Below are 17,629 nucleotides of genomic sequence, written 5' to 3'. Positions count from 1 at the left end.
ATGCCAGGTAGATGCAGCCTCCACCGGCCCGACAAGTCGAACGTCACCATGTGAAGGCAAGTGCAACTGGAGAGAGACTATTCCTTCAAGTAATTAAGTCAATAGGTGGAGTGGGATAGGAAAGAGACCACCAGGTGACCAATCTTGTTCGACTTGTGAAGCGTTTGTGAACCGCGGGCCTGGGTCGGTGGCTCAGCGCAACCGCTGACTGACGACCTTCGAGACCCCGTCGCCCCGCATCGAGACGCCGTACAGCGCGTCGGCGACCTCCATGGTCCGCTTCTGGTGGGTGATCACGATGAGCTGGGAGTTCTCCCGCAGCTCCCGCATGATCCCGATCAGCCGCTGGAGATTGGTGTCGTCCAGGGCCGCCTCGACCTCGTCCATGACGTAGAACGGGCTGGGCCGCGCCTTGAAGATCGACACCAGCAGCGCCACGGCCGTCAACGACCGCTCCCCGCCCGACAGCAGCGACAGTCGCTTGACCTTCTTACCGGGCGGCCTGGCCTCGACCTCCACGCCCGTGGCGAGCATGTCGTCCGGATCGGTGAGGACCAGACGCCCCTCGCCACCGGGGAAGAGCCGCGAGAAGACGCCCTCGAACTCGCGGGCCGTGTCGTGGTAGGCCTCCGTGAAGACCTGCTCGACCCGCTGGTCCACCTCCTTGACGACCCTGAGGAGGTCGGTCCGGGTCTTCTTCAGATCCTCCAACTGCTCGCTGAGGAACCGGTGCCGCTCCTCCAGCGCCGCGAACTCCTCCAGGGCCAGCGGGTTGACCTTGCCCAGTTGCCGGTAGGCGCGCTCGGCCGCCCGCAGCCGCTTCTCCTGCTCGGCACGGACGAACGGGGCCGGCCGGTTCCGCGGGTGGTCGGGGTCGTCCGGCAACGTCTCGCCCTCGGCCGGCGGGGACGGCGGCACGAGCTGGTCGGGGCCGTACTCGCGGATCAGCACCTCCGGCTCCACGCCCAGCTCCTCCAGGGACCTGGTCTCCAGTTGCTCGATTCGCAGCCGCTTCTCGGCCCCCAGCACCTCGCCGCGGTGCACCGAGTCGGTGAGCTTGTCCAGCTCCTCCTTCAGCTCCCGACCCCGCTTGCGTTCCCCGGACAGCTCCCGCTCGCGCTCGGCCTTCGCCCGCTCGGCGGCCTCCCGCTCCTCCCGGGCCCGGGCCAGGGAGACCTCCACGTGCGCCAGTAGCTGCCGGGCCCCGGAGGCGACGGCCGAGGCGACCTCGGCCTCGTGCCGCATCCGGGCCCGGCGGCGGGCGGCCCGCGCCCGCGCCTCGCGCTCCGCGCGAGCCGCCCGGTCCAGGGAGTCCGCCCGCCCGGCGAGCCCCTTGACGCGCTCCTCATGGGTGCGGACCTGGAGACGGGCCTCCATCTCCGCCTGCCGTGCGGCGACGCCGTCGGCCGCGAGCCGATCCCGCAGGGAGGTGTCCGGTTCCTCGTCGCCCGGCTGCTCCTCGATCGCCGCCAGCCGCTCGGCCAACTCCTCGGCCTCCGCCGCCGCCCGCGCCAGGGCCTCCTCGGCCCGAGCGACGGCCGCCTCGGCGCGCTCGGCCTCGCCGGCCGCGGCGCGCGCCTGTCCGCCCAACCGTCCCAGGTCCCCCGCCACCCGCGACTTCTCCCGCTCGGCGGCGCTGCGCCGAGCGCCCAGCTCCTCGACCCGGGCGGCGCACTCCCGCTGCCGCTCGCGGGCCCGCTCCCGCTCCGCGGCCAGCGCCTCGCACCGGCCCTCCAGCTCCGTCAGCTCGGCGTCGGCCTCGTCCACCGAGGCCCGCACCTCCAGCAGCGAGGGCGCTCCCGCGGAGCCGCCCTGCGCGAAGTGGGCGCCGAGCAGATCGCCCTCGGCGGTGACGGCGGTCAGCTCCGGGTGCGCCGTCACCACCTCCACCGCGTCCTGGAGCGTGTCGACCACCACCGTGTCGCGCAGCAGCCTCCGCAGCGCGGGCAACAGGGTGTCCGGGCCCGACACCAGGTCCACCGCGTGTCTCGCCCCGGGCACCTCCGGTGTCCGGGGCGGTTCCTCCGGGGAGGGGACGCCGCCCAGGATCAGTGCCGCGCGACCCGCGTCGTGCTTGCGCAGCAGGCGCAGGGCGTCGGCCGCCGTGGCGGGGCCGTCCACGGCGACGGCGTCCGCCGCCGAGCCCAGGGCGGCGGCGACGGGCACCTCGCTTCCGGGGGCGACGGTGAGGAGTTCGGCCGCCGGGCCGAGCAGACCGGTGAGCCGGTCCCGGGCGTCGAGGAGGGCGCCGGTGCCGTCCTTGCGGCGCAGCCCCAGGGCCAGGGCGTCCCGGCGGGCGGAGACCGCCGCGCGCTCGCGTTCGGCGGCGGCCAGCGCCTCGCGGGCCGCGCCCAGCGCCGTCTCCGCCTCGGCCGACTCCCGTTTGGCCCTCTCGTGGCTCTCGGCCAGCTCGGCGTCGTCCGCGTCGAGGCCGTCCACCTCGGCCCGCAACGCCTCGTACTCCTCCCGGGCGGCCTCGGCACGCTCACGCGCCTCGTCCCGTGCGGCGGACAGACGGTCGATCTCGGCCTGGGCGGAGGCGGCCCGGTCCCGGGCGGCGGTGACCCGACCCTGCAGTCGGGCGAGCCCCTCGCGGCGGTCGGCGACGGCGCGGGCGGCGTCCTTGAGCCTGCGCTCCTCCTCGGCCAGCCGCCGCTCCAGCGCGGCGCGGCGCGCGACGGTGTCCTCCAGCATGCGGTTCGCCGCCTCCAGCGCGGCGGTGAGCTCCGCCTCCTGTTCGCGGATCGCGGCGGCCTCGCGTTCCAGGTCCTCCGGGTCGCGTCCCCGGCGCTCCTCGACGGGTTCGGCCGCGGCGCTCCTGACCCGGGCCTCGGCCAGGCTCACGGTGCCGCGCACCCGCTCGGCGAGCTGCGACAGCTCGTACCAGGTCTGCTGCGCCCTCTCCAACCGCGGCGCGAGGTCTCCCACCCGCCGTTCCAGCTCGGCCTCGCGGCGCAGCGCCTCCCTCAGCTCGCCCTCCACCGCCTCCTTGCGCTCCTTGAGCGCGGCCTCGTCGGCGAGTTCGGCCTCCAGAGCCGCGCGCAGGGCGACCAGGTCGTCGGCGAGCAGCCGCAGCCGGGCGTCGCGCAGGTCGGCCTGGATCACCGCCGCCCTGCGGGCGACGGCCGCCTGTCGCCCCAGCGGCTTGAGCCGGCGGCGCAGTTCGTCGGTCAGGTCCTGGACACGGGCGAGGTTGGCCTGCATCGCGTCCAGCTTCCGCAGCGCCTTCTCCTTGCGCTTGCGGTGCTTGAGGACGCCGGCCGCCTCCTCGATGAAGGCACGACGGCCCGCGGGGTCGGCGTGCAGGACGGAGTCGAGTTGCCCCTGTCCGACGATGACGTGCATCTCGCGGCCGATACCGGAGTCGGAGAGCAGTTCCTGGATGTCCAGCAGTCGGCAGGTGTCACCGTTGATCTGATACTCGCTGCCGCCGTTGCGGAACATGATCCGCGTGATGGTGACCTCGGAGTACTCGATGGGCAGTGCGCCGTCGGAGTTGTCGATGGTGAGGGAGACCTCGGCGCGGCCGAGCGGGGGACGGCCGGACGGGCCGGCCGTCCCGGCGAAGATGACGTCCTCCATCTTGCCGCCGCGCAGCGATTTGGCACCCTGTTCGCCCATCACCCAGGACAGCGCGTCCACCACGTTGGACTTGCCGGAGCCGTTGGGACCCACCACACAGGTGATGCCGGGCTCGAACCGCAGCGTCGTGGCCGAGGCGAAGGACTTGAACCCGCGCAGGGTCAGGCTCTTGAGGTGCACGTTGCCGGACTTTACTCCCCGGTGTCGGTTTCATGACCGAAGCGAGTTTCGCCACTGAACGGGTGGGGCACATCACACGGTAAGCGCCGTGCCCGCGAGCCGAAACAACGAAGGGACGCCGAAGCGTCCCTTGCAGTTTTCTCCAGCGGTCTGGCGCTGCGGTTTCCTGTACCGGCAGGCCGGTCAGGTGAGCGCAGGCTCCGCCTTGGATACGTCCATGCTGTCCAGCAGCGAGTCGCCGTGCCGTGCCGCGGCGGCCGACAGCGCGTCGTTCTCGGCCCGCATCCGAAGGAGTTCGGATTCCAGGTCCTGAACACGCTGCTGCAGCCGTCGCATCTCGGCGAGGACTCGGGGGTCGGAACCGCCGACGTAACCGAGAAGCGCCTTTGCCATGATGGATGGTCCTCCACACTGAGTGACCGACCGATACGGTGGTGGGTCGTGAGGGATTGGCACCCGCGATTCCTGTCTTGTGCCTATTCCCAAGGCCGAACAGTTGCGGTGCGCGGGGCTTCCAGCGTCTCACCAAAAGGTTTGACGGTCAACACGATCACGCCGCGCACACCCGGCGGCATCGCCTCGACGGCACTCGAATTGCCGGAGAGCTCACAGGGTCCTGGCGGTCATCTGGCGGCAGCCTTGCACGTCGTGCCGCGAAAGGCAACCAGTTCGGATCATCGAATGGCGAAGCCCTCGTAGTCGCCGCGCGGGGTGCCCCAGATCTCGGTCACACCGTCCACCCGGCCCGGCGTATCACCCGTACGGAGCCACTCCAACAGCCGCTCACAGCGGTCGCGCGTCCCCTCGGCGACCACCTGGACCCGACCGTCGTCGAGATTGAGCGCGAAGCCGTCCAGCCCGCCGATCCGCAGCGCGTTGGCCCGCGTGTACCACCGGAAGCCGACCCCCTGCACCCGTCCGCGCACCCAGGCCGTCATTCGCACGGTCTCCCCGGCCGCGCCGCTCTCCGTTCCGCCCGTGCCCTCTGCCCTCGTACCCATGTCCGCACGCTATCCGGACGCGGTCCCCACCGGCACCGTCCCCCGCGCCCCTCCTTGCTCTCATTTCCTCCGACGGCACCTCCGTCCCGTCCGTATGCCGTACAGTCACGCGGCAACGGGGTTCACCCGTTCGGGTGATACACGAGTGACGCCGATCACGTGAGGACTGCAGCAGATGGGACGCCACAGTCGCGCCAAACCGGCCCCCGCACCGGCCCGCGTCACCCCTGCACGCGACACGACGGGCGGACGCCACCGCAGCCGGCACCGCAAGCGGAGCGCCGTCCCCGTCCGCACCGGACTCCTGGGCGCCTCGGCCGCGATGGCGATGGGAGCCGTGGCGGTGGCCTCGGGGCTGATCCCCGGGCCGAACGGCACCTACACCATCGGCGGTCCCGCCGACTCCGCCGACGTGCGGGCGGGAGGGATTCCCCACCTGCAGACCCAGGGCGCCACGGCGCCGCCCGTCGACCGCGAGGCCTCGGCCGCCGACCGCGGCGACGACCGCGGCTCCTCCCCCGACACCACCGCTCCCTCGCGCGGCTCCGCCGAGCCGGAGCGGACGCCCCCGAAGAAGCCCGACGAGCCGAGCCCCTCGCGCAGCGACACGCCCTCGGCCGGCGGGACCGAAATCTCCGAGACACCCTCCGAGACGCCGCGGCAGACCTTCTCCCGGAAGCCCACCACACCGAGCGGCTCCTCCGCGTCGCTCGGGACGGAGGCGGCGGCCGAGGCCGAGGTGCTCAGACTGGTCAACCTCGAACGGGCCGCGGCCGGGTGCCGCCCGCTCACCGCCGACCCCGCCCTGGCCGAGTTGGCCGGGGAGTTCAGCCGGGCCATGGCCGACCAGGGTTTCTTCTCCCACACCGGCCCCGATGGCGACACCCCCTGGGACCGCGCCGCGGCGGCGGGCATCGACAACCTCGGCGGCGAGAACATAGCCCGCGGTCAGGCCGACGCCGCGGCGGTGATGGACGCCTGGATGAACAGCCCCGGCCACCGCGCCAACATCCTCAACTGCGACTACCGGACCCTGGGCGTGGGAGCGCACTTCGCCGAGGGCGGCCCGTGGTGGACGCAGAACTTCGGGTTCTGAGAAGCCGGCAGGTCGGGGCCCCACTCCGATCCCCGGGCCGGGCCCGAGCCGGCGCCGGGGAGCCCGGGCGGGGAGTCCGGTCGGTCACACCCCGGACCGGGCCGGGCGGGGCGGGCGCTGGCAGCGGGGGCAGAAGTAGCTGGAGCGGTTCATCCAGGGACGGCGGCGCAGCGGGGTGGCGCAGCGACGGCAGGGCAGGCCCTCGCGACCGTAGGCGTCCAGGGAGCGGTCGAAGTAACCCGACTCGCCGTTGACGTTGACGTACAGGCTGTCGAAGCTGGTCCCGCCGACGGCGAGGGCGGCGTTCATCACGTCCCGGATGTGGCCGAGCAGTTCGGTGGTGCGCGGACGGGTCAGGGTGGCGGTGGGGCGGTCGTAGTGCAGGCGGGAACGCCACAGCGCCTCGTCGGCGTAGATGTTGCCGACCCCGCTGATGAGCGACTGGTCGAGCAGGGCCCTCTTGACGGTGCTGCGCCTGCGCCGCAGGGCGGCGTGGAAGGCCTCCTCGTCGAAGGCCGGGTCCAGCGGGTCACGGGCGATGTGGGCTATGACGTCGGGCAGGCCGTCGGGGGTGAGCTCGTGGAGTGACAGCCCGCCGAAGGTGCGCTGGTCGATGAAGCGCAGTTCGGTGCCCGTCTCGTCGGCGAAACGGACGCGGACGCGCAGGTGCTTCTCGTCCGGTGCGTCGTGCGGCTGGACGAGCAACTGTCCGCTCATGCCCAGGTGGGCCAGGACGCAGAGGCCGTCGCCGGTGCCGGCGAGCGGCAGCCACAGGTACTTGCCGCGGCGCAGGGGGGTGCCGATGCGCGCGCCGCGCAGCCGGTCGGCGAAGTCGACCGCCCCGGCGAGGTGGCGACGGATCGCACGCGGGTGCAGAACCTCCACCTCGGCGACCGTCCGGCCGCCGACCCAGCTCTCCAGTCCGCGCCGGACGACCTCCACCTCGGGCAGTTCGGGCAACGGGTACTCCTCGAACACGGGGTGACCGGGTCACCGACGATCGACACGCCCACCCACCCGGAAGCCGGGCGGGTGGGCGACGGTGGTGCGGCGCTTCGCGGGCGCGCCGGTCAGGACACCTTCTGGGCGGCCTGGCCGCTCGGGCCGGTCTCCTCGTCGGTGTCGGTGTCGGCGGCGGCCCGGATCGCGCGCCAGGCGGCCTCGGCCGCCTGTTGTTCCGCTTCCTTCTTGCTGCGGCCGGTGCCGGTGCCGTACGCGACACCACCGACGCGGGCGGCAGCCGTGAAGGTCTTCTCGTGGTCGGGGCCGGTCTCGGTGACCAGATACTCCGGAACGCCCAGCCCTTCGGCCGCGGTCAGCTCCTGGAGGCTGGTCTTCCAGTCCAGTCCGGCGCCGAGGTTGGAGGACTCCTCGATCAGCGGGTCGAAGAGCCGGTGCACCAACTCGCCGGCCGCCTCCAGCCCTTGGTCGAGGTAGACCGCGCCGATCACCGCCTCCAGGGTGTCCGCGAGGATCGACGCCTTGTCCCGGCCGCCCGTGCCCTCCTCGCCCCGGCCGAGCCGGACGAAGGCGCCCAGGTCGAGACTGCGGGCGACTCCGGCGAGCGCTCGGGAGTTGACCACCGCGGCGCGCAGCTTGGCGAGTTGGCCTTCGGGGAGGTCGGGGTGGGTGCGGTAGAGCGTGTCGGTGACCACCAGGCCGAGGACGGAGTCCCCCAGGAACTCCAGACGCTCGTTGGTGGGCAGCCCACCGTTCTCGTACGCGTAGCTGCGGTGCGTCAGTGCGCGCGTCAGAAGGGCGGACTCGAGTCGGTACCCGAGCCGCCCTTCCAGAAGCGTGTGGGACGAGGCCGCGTCCACCAGACCCGCCTCCTGCGCCTCCGTTCCGTCCCCGCCGCGGCGGGACGGGGTTTCGGGCGTGGTGGCGTCTGACATGGAGCCCGTCACCCGCCGATCAGACCTCGAGGACCTGGCGGCGGTTGTAGGTGCCGCAGTTCGGGCAGGCGATGTGCTGCTGACGGGGCTCCTGGCAGCGCTCGCACTTCACCAGGGTGGGGACCGCAGCCTTCCACTGCGACCGGCGGTGGCGCGTGTTACTGCGCGACATCTTCCGCTTCGGAACAGCCACGGCTATTTCTCCTGTGGATCGTCCCCGGCGGTGCGGGGTTCGTTGTCTTCGTCCTTCTCGCCGTCCCGCATGGTGTCGGCGAGTCCTTCCAGTGCCGCCCACCGGATGTCGACGGCCTCGTTGTGGTCGTGCCCGGGGTCGTCCGCGAGCCGCGCACCGCAACGGGGGCACAGCCCGGGGCAGTCCTCCCGGCACACCGGCTGCAGCGGCAGCGACAGCACCACCGCGTCGCGCAGCACGGGCTCGAGGTCGAGCAGGTCGCCCTCGAGGTGGAACGTCTCCTCGTCCTCGGCGTCGTCGCCGGCGTCCGCGAAGCGGCTCCGGTCGTCGGCGTCGGGGTAGGAGAACATCTCCTGGAAATCCGCCTCGCACTCCTGCTCGAGCGGCTCCAGACACCTTACGCACTCCCCCGTCAACGGCGCACGGACGGTGCCTGTGACGAGCACCCCGTCCATGACCGACTCCAGACGGAGGTCGAGCTGCATGGAGGCGCCCTCCGGCACCCCGATGACCTCGATGCCCATGTCCTTGGGGGCCGGAGCCGTACGGGAGAGCCGCTTGAGCGCACCAGGACGACGCCCCAGCTCGCGCGTGTCGAGCACGAGCGGGGATCGGGGGTCTAGGGGGGCGTTCAGGGCTTCCTGCTTTCTACGGTCTGACACCGACCGACTCCCATGCGTTCCGGGCAGCCGGACGTCGCGGGCGGACCACGACCGAGGAGCCAGGATACTGGACGGATCGCCACGGTCCCAACCCGGGACGGCCGGACGCCCTCCGGCGCGACGGTGGACGCGGCCGGTCCCGGTCGGCCCGCGCGGCTAGCGGCCCTGTTCGTACTGCTTCAACTGCTCCATGTCGATCATGCTGGTGTCGAAGAAGCTGGTCTCGTCGAGCGTGGCGGGCTGCTGGGGCTGGTACGGCGGCGGCGGAGGGATCGCGCCCTGCCCGTAGCCCTCCTGGGGGTAACCGTGGCCCCCCTGCTGCTGGTACTGCTGCGGCTGCTGGTAGCCGTACGGATCGGCCTGCTGCGGCTCGTAGACGGGCTGCCCGGACTGCCCCGCGTAGTAGGGGTCCGGCTGCCGGTAGGCCTGGGGGTGGCCGTAGCCCCCCTGCTGCTGGTACTGCTGCGGCTGCTGGTAGCCGTACGGATCGGCCTGCTGCGGCTCGTAGACGGGCTGCCCGGACTGGACCGGAGCCTGGGCGGAGACCTGGGCGGGGGCCTCGACGGGAGCGTGGGCGGGGGCCTGGACGGGGTCCTGGGTGACGGCGGCGAGGTCCGCGAGGTAGTCGGCGGTGTCGCCGTTCCCCGCCTGCGGGCCCTGCTCGTCCTGCGCGGCGAGGTGGGCGCCCAGCTCGTCGATGGGACGGTGGCCGGTGAGTTTCTGCCGGCCGCGTCCCACCGCCTCCAGCGTCTTGGTCAGCACCGCTTCGAACGCCCGGAACTGCGCCTCCACATAGGCGTCGGCGCGCTGCCGCAGCTCGGCGGGGTCGCTGGAGCGCTCCGGGGCGTCGTCGCCGTCCTCCCCGTAGGGGTCGGCACCCGGGTGGCGACCGAGGAGCTTCTCCCTGCCCCGGTCGACCGAGCCGATGGTCTTGCTCAGGACGACCTCGAAGTTGGCCAGCTTGCTGTCGACGTAGTCGTCGGCCTCGGCGCGGATCTCCTCGGCCTCTTGGCGGGCCTGGGCCAGGATGCGGTCGGCCTCCTCCTGCGCGCGGCGGGCGACCTCGGTGCCGGAGACCAGCGCACCGCGCTCGGCCTGGGCGGACTCGATGATCCGCTGGGCCTCCTGCCGAGCCTCGGCGATCATCTGCTCCCGGTCGCCGAGCAGCTCCTGCGCCTGGGCGAGCGAGCCGGGCAGCGCCTGCCGCACCTCCTCCAGCAACGCCAGCAACTCCGCGCGGTTGACCACGCAGGAGGCCGACATGGGCATGGAGCGGGCACCCTGGACCGTCGCGACGATGTCGTCGAGTTTCTGCTGTACGTCCACGAGGGTGACTGTACGGGCACCGGCCGCCGGCGCGACACCGGATGGTGGAAAGCGGAGGTTCAGGGGCGGGCCAGGCGCTCGCGCAGGGCCTCCAGGACGCAGGGCGGCACCAGGTGCGCGACGTCGCCGCCCCAGGCGGCGACCTCCTTGACCAGGCTGGAGGAGAGGAAGCTGTAGGTCGGGTTGGTCGGCACGAACAGCGTCTCCACTCCGGAGAGTCCGTTGTTCATCTGGGCCATCTGCAGTTCGTAGTCGAAGTCGCTGACCGCGCGCAGCCCCTTGACGATGGCGGGGATGTCGCGCTGCTTGCAGAAGTCCACCAGGAGCCCGTGGAACGCCTCGACCCTGACGTTGCCGTACTCGGCGGTGACCCGGCGGATCAGGTCGATGCGCTCCTCGACCGTGAACAGGCCCTTCTTCGACTTGTTGATCATCACCGCGACGTAGACCTCGTCATAGAGCTTGGAGGCGCGGGCGATGATGTCGAGATGTCCGTTGGTGATGGGATCGAAGGACCCCGGACAGACGGCGCGGCGCACGGGCGTTTCCTCGCTCTCGGGACGGGTCATGACACGTCGCTCTTTTCGGCGGCGCGACCGTACCAAAGGGTTCCCTCGCCGTAACGGCGGGATCGCAGCCCCTCGAAGCCGGCAGGCCAGTGGAATTCGCCGCCTCTGGTGCTGCGTTCCACGGTGGCGAGCGCGCCGGCCGTGAGCCACCCCTGAGCGTGGAGTGTGAGAAGGATCTCCCGGAGATCGTCGTCGGAGACGGTGTACGGCGGGTCGAGGAAGACCAGGTCGTAGGGCGTCCGTGGGGCCGGGCCGCGTACCACCTGTTCCGCCCGGCCCGCCCGGACCTCCGCCCCGGGCAGGCCCAGCTCGCGGACGTTCCGGCGGATGGTGCGGACGGCACGGGCGTCGGACTCGACCAGCAGGGCGTGTTCGGCGCCGCGCGAGAGCGCCTCCAGGCCGACCGCGCCCGAGCCCCCGTACAGGTCGAGCACCCGCACTCCCGCCAGGGAGCCGAGCAGCGACTCCCAGGTGGAGAACAACCCCTCGCGCGCCCGGTCGGAAGTCGGGCGGGTGCCCTGGCCGGGCGGGACCGCCAGCCGTCGTCCGCCGGCCGCTCCGGCGATCACGCGGGTCATCGTCTCGGTCGTCCTCACAGGTTCTCGGGCGGTGGGGGCGGCGGCCCGCGCGGGCCGCCGCCCCCACGATAGGCGCCGGATCGCCGGCCGGTCCTCCCCGACCTCGCCGCCGGCGGTCCTCGACCGGCTCCGGTCAGCCCTTCTCCAGGTACTCCTCGCGCTCCTCGTCGAGCAGGGCGTCCAGGGCGGCGCGCAGTTCGGGCAGCCGTTCCAGTTCCGGGTCGGCGGCGACGATCTCGCCGGCCCGGGCCCGCGCGGCCACGATGACCTCCTCGTCGTCGATGACGGCGAGCATCCGCAGGGAGGACCTGCTGCCGGACTGGGCCTGGCCCAGCACGTCGCCCTCGCGGCGCTGTTCCAGGTCGATCCGGGACAGCTCGAAGCCGTCCAGCGTCCCGGCGACCGCCGCCAGTCGGGCGCGGGCGGGGCTCCCCTCGGGGGCCTCGCTGACCAGCAGGCACAGCCCCGGCGCGGTGCCGCGCCCGACCCGTCCGCGCAACTGGTGGAGTTGGGAGACGCCGAAGCGGTCCGCGTCCATGATCACCATCACGGTGGCATTGGGCACGTTCACCCCGACCTCGACGACGGTGGTGGCGACCAGGACGTCCACCTCGCCCTCGGCGAAGCGGCGCATCACGTCGTCCTTGGCGTCCGGCTGCATCCGGCCGTGGAGCACCGCCACGCGCAGCCCCTTCAGCGGCCCGTCGGCGAGTTGCTCGGCGACGTCCAGGACGGCCAGCGGCGGGCGACGCTCGCCCTCCGCTCCTTCGCCGTCCCCGCCGCCCTTGCCGGGGGCTTTGGCCGGCTCCTCCTCGTCCCCGATGCGGGGGCAGACCACGTACGCCTGGTGGCCGGCCGCCACCTCCTCGCGGACCCGCTCCCAGGCGCGGGTGAGGAAGTGGGGCTTCTCCGCGGCGGGCACCACGTGGCTGGCGATGGGCGAGCGGCCAGCCGGGAGCTGGTCCAGCACGGAGGTCTCCAGATCGCCGAAGACCGTCATGGCGACCGTGCGCGGGATCGGCGTCGCGGTCATCACCAGCAGGTGCGGGGGCTGCTTCCCCTTGGAGCGCAGGGCGTCGCGCTGTTCGACGCCGAAGCGGTGCTGTTCGTCCACCACGACCAGGCCCAGGTCGTGGAACCGGACCTTGTCCTCGATCAGGGCGTGGGTGCCGATCACGATCCCGGCCTCGCCGGTGGCCAGGTCCAGCAGGGCGCGGCGGCGGGCGGCGGCGCCCATCGAGCCGGTGAGGAGCACCACCCGGGTGGCGTGCTCGGCGCCGCCGAGCATCCCGCCCTCGGCGAGCTCTCCCATCATCTCGGTGATCGAGCGGTGGTGCTGTTGGGCCAGCACCTCGGTGGGGGCCAGCATCGCGGCCTGTCCGCCCGCGTCCACCACGGCGAGCATGGCGCGCAGCGCCACCAGCGTCTTGCCGGAGCCCACCTCGCCCTGGAGCAGTCGGTGCATGGGATGCGCGGAGGCGAGGTCGTCGAAGATCTCCCGGCTGACGGCCCGCTGTCCGTCGGTGAGGGTGAACGGCAGTCGGGCGTCGAAGGCGTCCAGCAGGCCGCCCTCGCGTGGTACGCGCGGCACGGCGGGCAGTTGGCTCTCGGCGAGGCGGCGGCGGGCCAGGGCGACCTGGAGGACGAACGCCTCGTCCCACTTGAGCCGGGACCGGGCCTGCTCGACGTCCGCCTTCGAGCGCGGGCGGTGGACCTTCCGCAGCGCCTCCGGCAGCGTCGGCAGCCCGTACTCCTCGCGCAGCGCGGCCGGCAGCGGGTCGGCGATCCCCGCCCATCCGGTGGCCTCCAGGGAGTCCAGGACGGTGGTGACGGCCTTGGCGAGCTTCCAGGACTCCATCTGCTTGCAGGCCGGGTAGAGCGGGATCATCTTCCCGGCGAACGCGTCCACCGCCTCCCTGCCGCTGTCCGCTCCCAGCAGTTCGTAGGCGGGGTGGGAGAGTTGGAGCTTCCGGTTGAAGACCCCGACCTTGCCGGCGAACATTCCGCGCCGGCCCGGCAGCAGTTCCCTGTGGTGGTGGTGGACCGAGCGGCCGAAGAAGACGATCCGGAGGCGTCCGCTGCCGTCGGTGAGCGTGACCTCCAGCCGCTTGCCCCGTCCCTGGTTGAACGTGTGCACCCGGGCGTCGGCGACCTGGGCGACGACGGTGACGTGTTCGTCCAGGGGCAGGTCGGCGAGCCGGGTCAGCTCGCCTCGCTCGGCGTACCGCCGCGGGTAGTGGTGCAGCAGATCGCCGACGGTGTGCAGGTCGAGGTGTTCGGCCATCGCCTTCGCGGTGGTGCCGCCGAGCACCTTCCGCAGCGGTTCCGTCAGGGGGTCCTTGGTGGTCTCTTCCAGCGCGGGCACGTCCTCCATTGCACACCACGCCACCGACAGCGTCGGTGCGCGACCCGGCCGCGAGTGGCGGGGCTCACTCCACGCCGATCAGCAGGGGGCCGCTCTGCCGCCCCTGGTAGACGAGCGTGTCCACGGCCAGGTGGGTCCGCCGCACGTGGTCCTCCAGGCGTTCGGCCAGCCCCTGGGGGGCGTCCGCGCCGACCACCAGCGTCACCAGTTCGCCCCCGGCCGCGAGCATCCGGTCCAGCACCGCGACGGCCACCTCCTCCGGTGCCGTCCCGATCAGCGCCACGTCCCCCTCGATCATGCCGAGCACGTCCCCGGCCTGGCAGATCCCGGCGGTGGTCCACGCCTGCCGCTCGGCGACGGACAGCTCGCCGTACCGGGTGGCCCCGGCGGCCGAGGTCATGGCGACGACGTCCTCGTCGAAGCTGCGGTCGGGCTCGTGGACGGCGAGCGCGGCGATGCCCTGCACCGGGGAGCGGGTGGGGATGATGGCGACCCGCAGGCCCTCGGGGCGGACCTGTTCGGCGGCCGCGGCGGCGGCGTGCCGCAGTTCGGGGTCGTTGGGCAGCAGGACGACCTCGGGGGCGTTCGCCTTCCGCAGTGCCTGTGCCAGTTCGCCACTGGCGGGCGGCTCCCCGGGGCGCGCGGTGACGGTCGTCGCGCCCGCCTCGGCGCACAGTTCGGCCAGTCCGTCGCCGGGCACCACCGCGACCACGGCGCGGGGGGCGCCGTGGTCGGCGCGGTCGGCGTGCCGGTCGGTTCGGACGCCGAAGTGGGTGATCCGGATGCGGAACGGGCGGCCCGCCTCGATGCCGGCCTCCACGGCGGCGCCCGCGTCGTCCACGTGGACGTGGACGTTCCACAGCCCGTCGCCGCCGACGACCACCAGGGAGTCGCCCAGGGCGTCGAGCCGGGCGCGCAGGGCGGCGACGGCGCCGTCGTCGGCCTCCAGCAGGTAGACGACCTCGTAGGCCGGGCCGTCCGCCGCGCAGTCGGGTCCGGGGACCTCCGCCGGGCGCGGCGCTCTTGTCCCGCCGTGCTCCGCGCGTTCGGCGACCGGGCCCATGGGCCGTTCTCCGGAGAGCACTCCGACCAGCGCGCCCAGGATCGTGACCAGGCCGTAGCCGCCCGCGTCCACCACACCGGCGCGGGAGAGCGCCGGGAGTTGGTCCGGGGTGGCGTCCAGGGCCGCGCGGGCCCCCGTCCAGGCGGCGCGGGCCACGGCGGCGCAGTCGCCGTCGGCGCCGCGGGCGGCCTCGGCGGCGGCCTCGGCCACGGTGAGCACGGTGCCCTCCACCGGGTGCGCCACCGCCGCCCGGGCCGCGCCGGCGGCCCGGCGCAGCGCCCGGCGCAGCAGTTCGGCACCGTGCTCGGCGCCGTGCTCGGGGCCCGTCGGCCCCTCGGGGTCCTCGGGGTCCCGGCCGTCCTCCGCCGCGCCGATCTCCTCGGCCATCCCACGCAGCAACTGCGCCAGGATCGTCCCTGAGTTGCCGTGCGCGCCGATCAGCGCGCCGTGCGCCATGGCGCGCACCGCCTGGGCCGGTGTGGGCTCCCCCGCGCAGGCCGCCTCCACGGCCCGGGCGGCGGACTCCACGGTCAGGTAGAGGTTGGTGCCGGTGTCCGCGTCCGCCACCGGGTAGACGTTGATCGCGTCGATCGTCTCGCGGGCCCGGCCGAGCGCGTCGAGCGCCTGGGCACACCACTCCCGTACCGCGGCGGCGTCGAGCGGATGCGGCACGGCATGGCCTCCTTGCGTGCGGCGGCCGGGCGGCCGGGCGAACAGCGTCGACGGCCGAAGGCTAGTGCGGCGGGGGAGTTCCGTCGGGGCCGGGGGCCGGGGGACCGCGCGGAACCGTGGTAATTTCATGGTCCGGAGACGGTCGAGGTATGCTGCTCCGGTTGCCCGACCGATTCGGGCTCTACACAATTCCCTGGCAGTGCCGGTCATCCCTGATCCTGCCGACGCCGGGATTTCACCGTAAGTGCATCTGAAGTCTTTGGAGTGACCCGTGGCTGCCAACTGCGACGTCTGCGGCAAGGGGCCGGGCTTCGGCAACAACATCTCGCACTCGCACCGCCGTACGCCCCGCCGTTGGAACCCCAACATCCAGCGGGTGCGCGCGATGGTCGGTCGGACGCCGAAGCGGCTCAACGTGTGCACCTCGTGCATCAAGGCCGGCAAGGTCTCGCGCTGACGTAACGCCCAGCGCGGCCACCTCGCCGGTCACCGCCAGGCCGGTCCACTCCGTGTGGACCGGCTTTTCGGTGTGTACGGGCGCCCCGGCTCGGGCGTCCCGACTCAGGCGTCCCGGCCCAGGCGCCAGCCGTGGTCCACCGGCCCGATGCCGCCGCCCAGGGCGAAACCGGCGGCGATGGCGCCCGTCACGTAGTCCTTGGCCTCCGCGACGGCCTCCGGCACGGAGCGTCCCTTGGCCAGTTCGGCCGCGATCGCGGACGCGAGGGTGCAGCCCGTTCCGTGGGTGTGGCGGTTGTCGTGGCGCGGCGCGCGCAGCCAGTGCTCGACGGTGCCGTCGGTGAGCAGGTCCACCGCGGCGTCGCCGTCCTTCAGGTGCCCGCCCTTGATCAACGCCCACCGCGGGCCGTGGGCCAGCACCGCCTCCGCGGCGCGCGGCAGGTCGGCCTCCGTCTCGGCCCGTACGCCGGTGAGCTGGGCCACCTCGTCCAGGTTGGGGGTGGCGACGGTGGCCTTCGGCAGCAGCGCGGTGCGCACCGCCTCCAACGCCTCGGGGGCCAGCAGCGAATCCCCGTGCTTGGAGACCCCCACCGGGTCGACGACCACCGGAACCGTGAGGCCGGCGAGCAGGTCGGCGACCGTCTCGACCAGCTCGGCGCTCGCCAGCATGCCGGTCTTGACCGCCCGCACCCCGATGTCGTCCACGACGCTGTGGAACTGCCGGCGGACGGCTTCGGCGGGCAGTTCCCAGACGCCCTGCACGCCCAGGGAGTTCTGCGCGGTGATGGCGGTGAGCACGCTCATCCCGTGGGTACCCAGCGCCAACATGGTCTTCAGGTCGGCCTGGATGCCCGCTCCGCCGCCCGAGTCGGAGCCGGCGACGGTGAGCACTCTCGGTGGTGGTGTACGCATGGCCGCAGCCTACGGCCGGGGCTCGCGGCGTTCGCCGTCCGGCTCCGGAAACGGCCCCGGCCCGGGCTTCCCGACCTCCTCAGCCTCCGAAGTGGTCCCAGCCGCCGGTCCTGGTCCAGGGCGCGCCGTCCACCGTCACCTGGGGCGCCGCGGAGAGGTGGAGCACCTCGCCGATGCGGCGCCAGCGGGCGGGGAGCTTGGTCTCCGGGGGGAAGGTGGCGACGATCGCGTGGTCCTCTCCCCCGGTGAGCACCCACTGCAGCGGGTCCACGCCCACCGCCTGGCCGATGTCGGACATCTGGGCGGGGACGTCCAGCGCGGCCGAGCGCACGTCGATGCGGACCTTGCTGGCCTCGGCGATGTGGCCGAGGTCGGCGACGAGCCCGTCGCTGACGTCGGTCATCGCGGTCGCGCCCAGTTCGGCCGCGGCGGGACCCGCGTGGTACGGCGGCTCGGGGCGGCGGTGGGCCTCCACGAAGGCGCGCGGGGAGCGGAAGCCCCGGGCGAGCACCGCGTGGCCGGCGGCGGACCAGCCCAGCCACCCGGTGACCGCGACGACGTCGCCGGGCCGCGCGCCGGACCGGGTGACCGGCTCGCGGCCCTGCAGGTCGCCCAGGGCGGTGATCGCCACGGTGATGGTGCCGCCGCGCACCACGTCCCCGCCGACCACGGCCGCGCCCGCGACCTGGCACTCGTCGTGGAGACCGTCCATCAGCTCGGTGGGCCAGGTCGCCGGCAGTTCGGCCGGAACGACGAGGCCGAGCAGGAGCGCGGTGGGGTCGGCTCCCATGGCGGCGATGTCGGCCAGGTTCTGCGCGGCGGCCTTCCGCCCGACGTCGTAGGCGGTGGACCAGTCGCGTCGGAAGTGCCGCCCCTCCAGCAGCAGGTCCGTGCTGGCCACCACACGCCGATCGGGTGCGGCGACCACGGCGGCGTCGTCGCCCGGGCCGATCCGTACCGCCGGGGTGGGGGTGATGCGCGAGGTCAGTTCGCGGATCAGTCCGAACTCCCCGAGCTCCCCCACGGTCCGGCCGGGGGTCCTGGGCGCTTCCCCAGGAAAGCGAGGGGGAGACTGCCCC

The 17,629-nt window shown here is 73.2% G+C and carries 16 protein-coding genes; 2 read left to right on the top strand and 14 right to left on the bottom strand.

The genetic code is table 11. The features are described 5' to 3' along the window. Window positions 1-192 precede the first annotated feature (192 nt). From smc to IF47_RS0110320, 3 genes are all read right to left on the bottom strand, one after another. Window positions 193-3,762: a chromosome segregation protein SMC gene (gene smc, locus IF47_RS0110330; protein WP_031508266.1), complete on the bottom strand. Its 3,570-nt coding sequence runs from the start codon at window positions 3,760-3,762 to the stop codon at window positions 193-195. Window positions 3,763-3,945: 183 nt separating this feature from the next. After that, the gene (locus IF47_RS0110325; RefSeq protein ID WP_031508265.1) at window positions 3,946-4,155 is read right to left on the bottom strand and encodes a hypothetical protein; all 210 of its coding nucleotides are present in this window, start codon (window positions 4,153-4,155) and stop codon (window positions 3,946-3,948) included. A 281-nt stretch (window positions 4,156-4,436) separates the two neighbouring features. After that, window positions 4,437-4,763: an acylphosphatase gene (locus tag IF47_RS0110320; RefSeq protein WP_051717396.1), complete on the bottom strand. Its 327-nt coding sequence runs from the start codon at window positions 4,761-4,763 to the stop codon at window positions 4,437-4,439. A 175-nt stretch (window positions 4,764-4,938) separates the two neighbouring features. Between IF47_RS0110320 and IF47_RS0110315 the strand changes: the two genes are divergently transcribed. Further along, complete coding sequence (locus tag IF47_RS0110315) at window positions 4,939-5,859, top strand: CAP domain-containing protein (RefSeq protein WP_031508263.1); 921 nt, start codon at window positions 4,939-4,941, stop codon at window positions 5,857-5,859. Window positions 5,860-5,943: 84 nt separating this feature from the next. On the opposite strand, the gene mutM is transcribed toward IF47_RS0110315, so the two are convergent. The 9 genes from mutM to IF47_RS0110270 all read right to left on the bottom strand — a co-directional run bounded on the left by mutM (window position 5,944) and on the right by IF47_RS0110270 (window position 15,182). After that, window positions 5,944-6,819: a bifunctional DNA-formamidopyrimidine glycosylase/DNA-(apurinic or apyrimidinic site) lyase gene (mutM, locus tag IF47_RS0110310; protein WP_031508262.1), complete on the bottom strand. Its 876-nt coding sequence runs from the start codon at window positions 6,817-6,819 to the stop codon at window positions 5,944-5,946. Between the two features lie 110 nt (window positions 6,820-6,929). Next, a complete protein-coding gene (gene rnc, locus IF47_RS0110305) occupies window positions 6,930-7,754 on the bottom strand; it encodes a ribonuclease III (RefSeq protein ID WP_211257185.1) in 825 nt (274 codons plus the stop codon). Window positions 7,755-7,773: 19 nt separating this feature from the next. Next, window positions 7,774-7,947, bottom strand: a complete 174-nt coding sequence (gene rpmF / locus IF47_RS0110300) for a 50S ribosomal protein L32 (RefSeq protein ID WP_031508259.1) — start codon at window positions 7,945-7,947, stop codon at window positions 7,774-7,776. 2 nt (window positions 7,948-7,949) lie between these two features. Further along, window positions 7,950-8,549, bottom strand: coding sequence for a YceD family protein (locus IF47_RS0110295; RefSeq protein ID WP_031508258.1), 600 nt, complete (start codon window positions 8,547-8,549; stop codon window positions 7,950-7,952). A 216-nt stretch (window positions 8,550-8,765) separates the two neighbouring features. Then, on the bottom strand, window positions 8,766-9,935 hold the full coding sequence (locus IF47_RS0110290) for a F0F1 ATP synthase subunit B (RefSeq protein WP_031508257.1): 1,170 nt from the start codon (window positions 9,933-9,935) through the stop codon (window positions 8,766-8,768). Between the two features lie 59 nt (window positions 9,936-9,994). Then, complete coding sequence (coaD, locus tag IF47_RS0110285) at window positions 9,995-10,474, bottom strand: pantetheine-phosphate adenylyltransferase (protein WP_031508255.1); 480 nt, start codon at window positions 10,472-10,474, stop codon at window positions 9,995-9,997. 26 nt (window positions 10,475-10,500) lie between these two features. After that, the gene (gene rsmD / locus IF47_RS0110280; RefSeq protein ID WP_281179459.1) at window positions 10,501-11,100 is read right to left on the bottom strand and encodes a 16S rRNA (guanine(966)-N(2))-methyltransferase RsmD; all 600 of its coding nucleotides are present in this window, start codon (window positions 11,098-11,100) and stop codon (window positions 10,501-10,503) included. Between the two features lie 115 nt (window positions 11,101-11,215). Then, window positions 11,216-13,456, bottom strand: a complete 2,241-nt coding sequence (gene recG, locus IF47_RS0110275) for an ATP-dependent DNA helicase RecG (RefSeq protein WP_031508252.1) — start codon at window positions 13,454-13,456, stop codon at window positions 11,216-11,218. A gap of 55 nt (window positions 13,457-13,511) precedes the next feature. Next, window positions 13,512-15,182: a DAK2 domain-containing protein gene (locus IF47_RS0110270; RefSeq protein WP_031508250.1), complete on the bottom strand. Its 1,671-nt coding sequence runs from the start codon at window positions 15,180-15,182 to the stop codon at window positions 13,512-13,514. 271 nt (window positions 15,183-15,453) lie between these two features. On the opposite strand from IF47_RS0110270, the gene rpmB reads away from it, so the two are divergent. Beyond that, window positions 15,454-15,639 carry a 50S ribosomal protein L28 gene (rpmB, locus tag IF47_RS0110265; RefSeq protein WP_031508248.1) on the top strand — a complete coding sequence of 62 codons (186 nt, stop codon included), beginning with the start codon at window positions 15,454-15,456 and terminating at the stop codon, window positions 15,637-15,639. A gap of 104 nt (window positions 15,640-15,743) precedes the next feature. Here rpmB and thiD read toward each other — a convergent pair whose 3' ends face one another. Beyond that, window positions 15,744-16,550 (bottom strand): bifunctional hydroxymethylpyrimidine kinase/phosphomethylpyrimidine kinase, encoded by an 807-nt coding sequence (thiD, locus tag IF47_RS0110260; RefSeq protein WP_031508247.1) that lies wholly within the window; start codon window positions 16,548-16,550, stop codon window positions 15,744-15,746. A gap of 79 nt (window positions 16,551-16,629) precedes the next feature. After that, window positions 16,630-17,574 carry a thiamine-phosphate kinase gene (locus IF47_RS0110255; RefSeq protein ID WP_031508246.1) on the bottom strand — a complete coding sequence of 315 codons (945 nt, stop codon included), beginning with the start codon at window positions 17,572-17,574 and terminating at the stop codon, window positions 16,630-16,632. Window positions 17,575-17,629 lie beyond the last annotated feature (55 nt).

This window comes from Streptomyces megasporus (assembly GCF_000718985.1).
GTDB classification, from domain to species: Bacteria; Actinomycetota; Actinomycetes; order Streptomycetales; family Streptomycetaceae; genus Streptomyces; species Streptomyces megasporus.
The sequence above is the reverse complement of the archived record's forward strand: the minus strand, read 5'-3'. Positions and strand labels throughout refer to the sequence as shown.

Bases quoted from the DNA above. Each gene is read 5' to 3' on its own strand.
- IF47_RS0110325 (WP_031508265.1), bottom strand. From the start codon at position 4,155: ATGGCAAAGGCGCTTCTCGGTTACGTCGGCGGTTCCGACCCCCGAGTC.
- IF47_RS0110320 (WP_051717396.1), bottom strand. From the start codon at position 4,763: ATGGGTACGAGGGCAGAGGGCACGGGCGGAACGGAGAGCGGCGCGGCC.
- IF47_RS0110315 (WP_031508263.1), top strand. From the start codon at position 4,939: ATGGGACGCCACAGTCGCGCCAAACCGGCCCCCGCACCGGCCCGCGTC.
- rnc (WP_211257185.1), bottom strand. From the start codon at position 7,754: ATGTCAGACGCCACCACGCCCGAAACCCCGTCCCGCCGCGGCGGGGAC.
- recG (WP_031508252.1), bottom strand. From the start codon at position 13,456: ATGGAGGACGTGCCCGCGCTGGAAGAGACCACCAAGGACCCCCTGACG.
- thiD (WP_031508247.1), bottom strand. From the start codon at position 16,550: ATGCGTACACCACCACCGAGAGTGCTCACCGTCGCCGGCTCCGACTCG.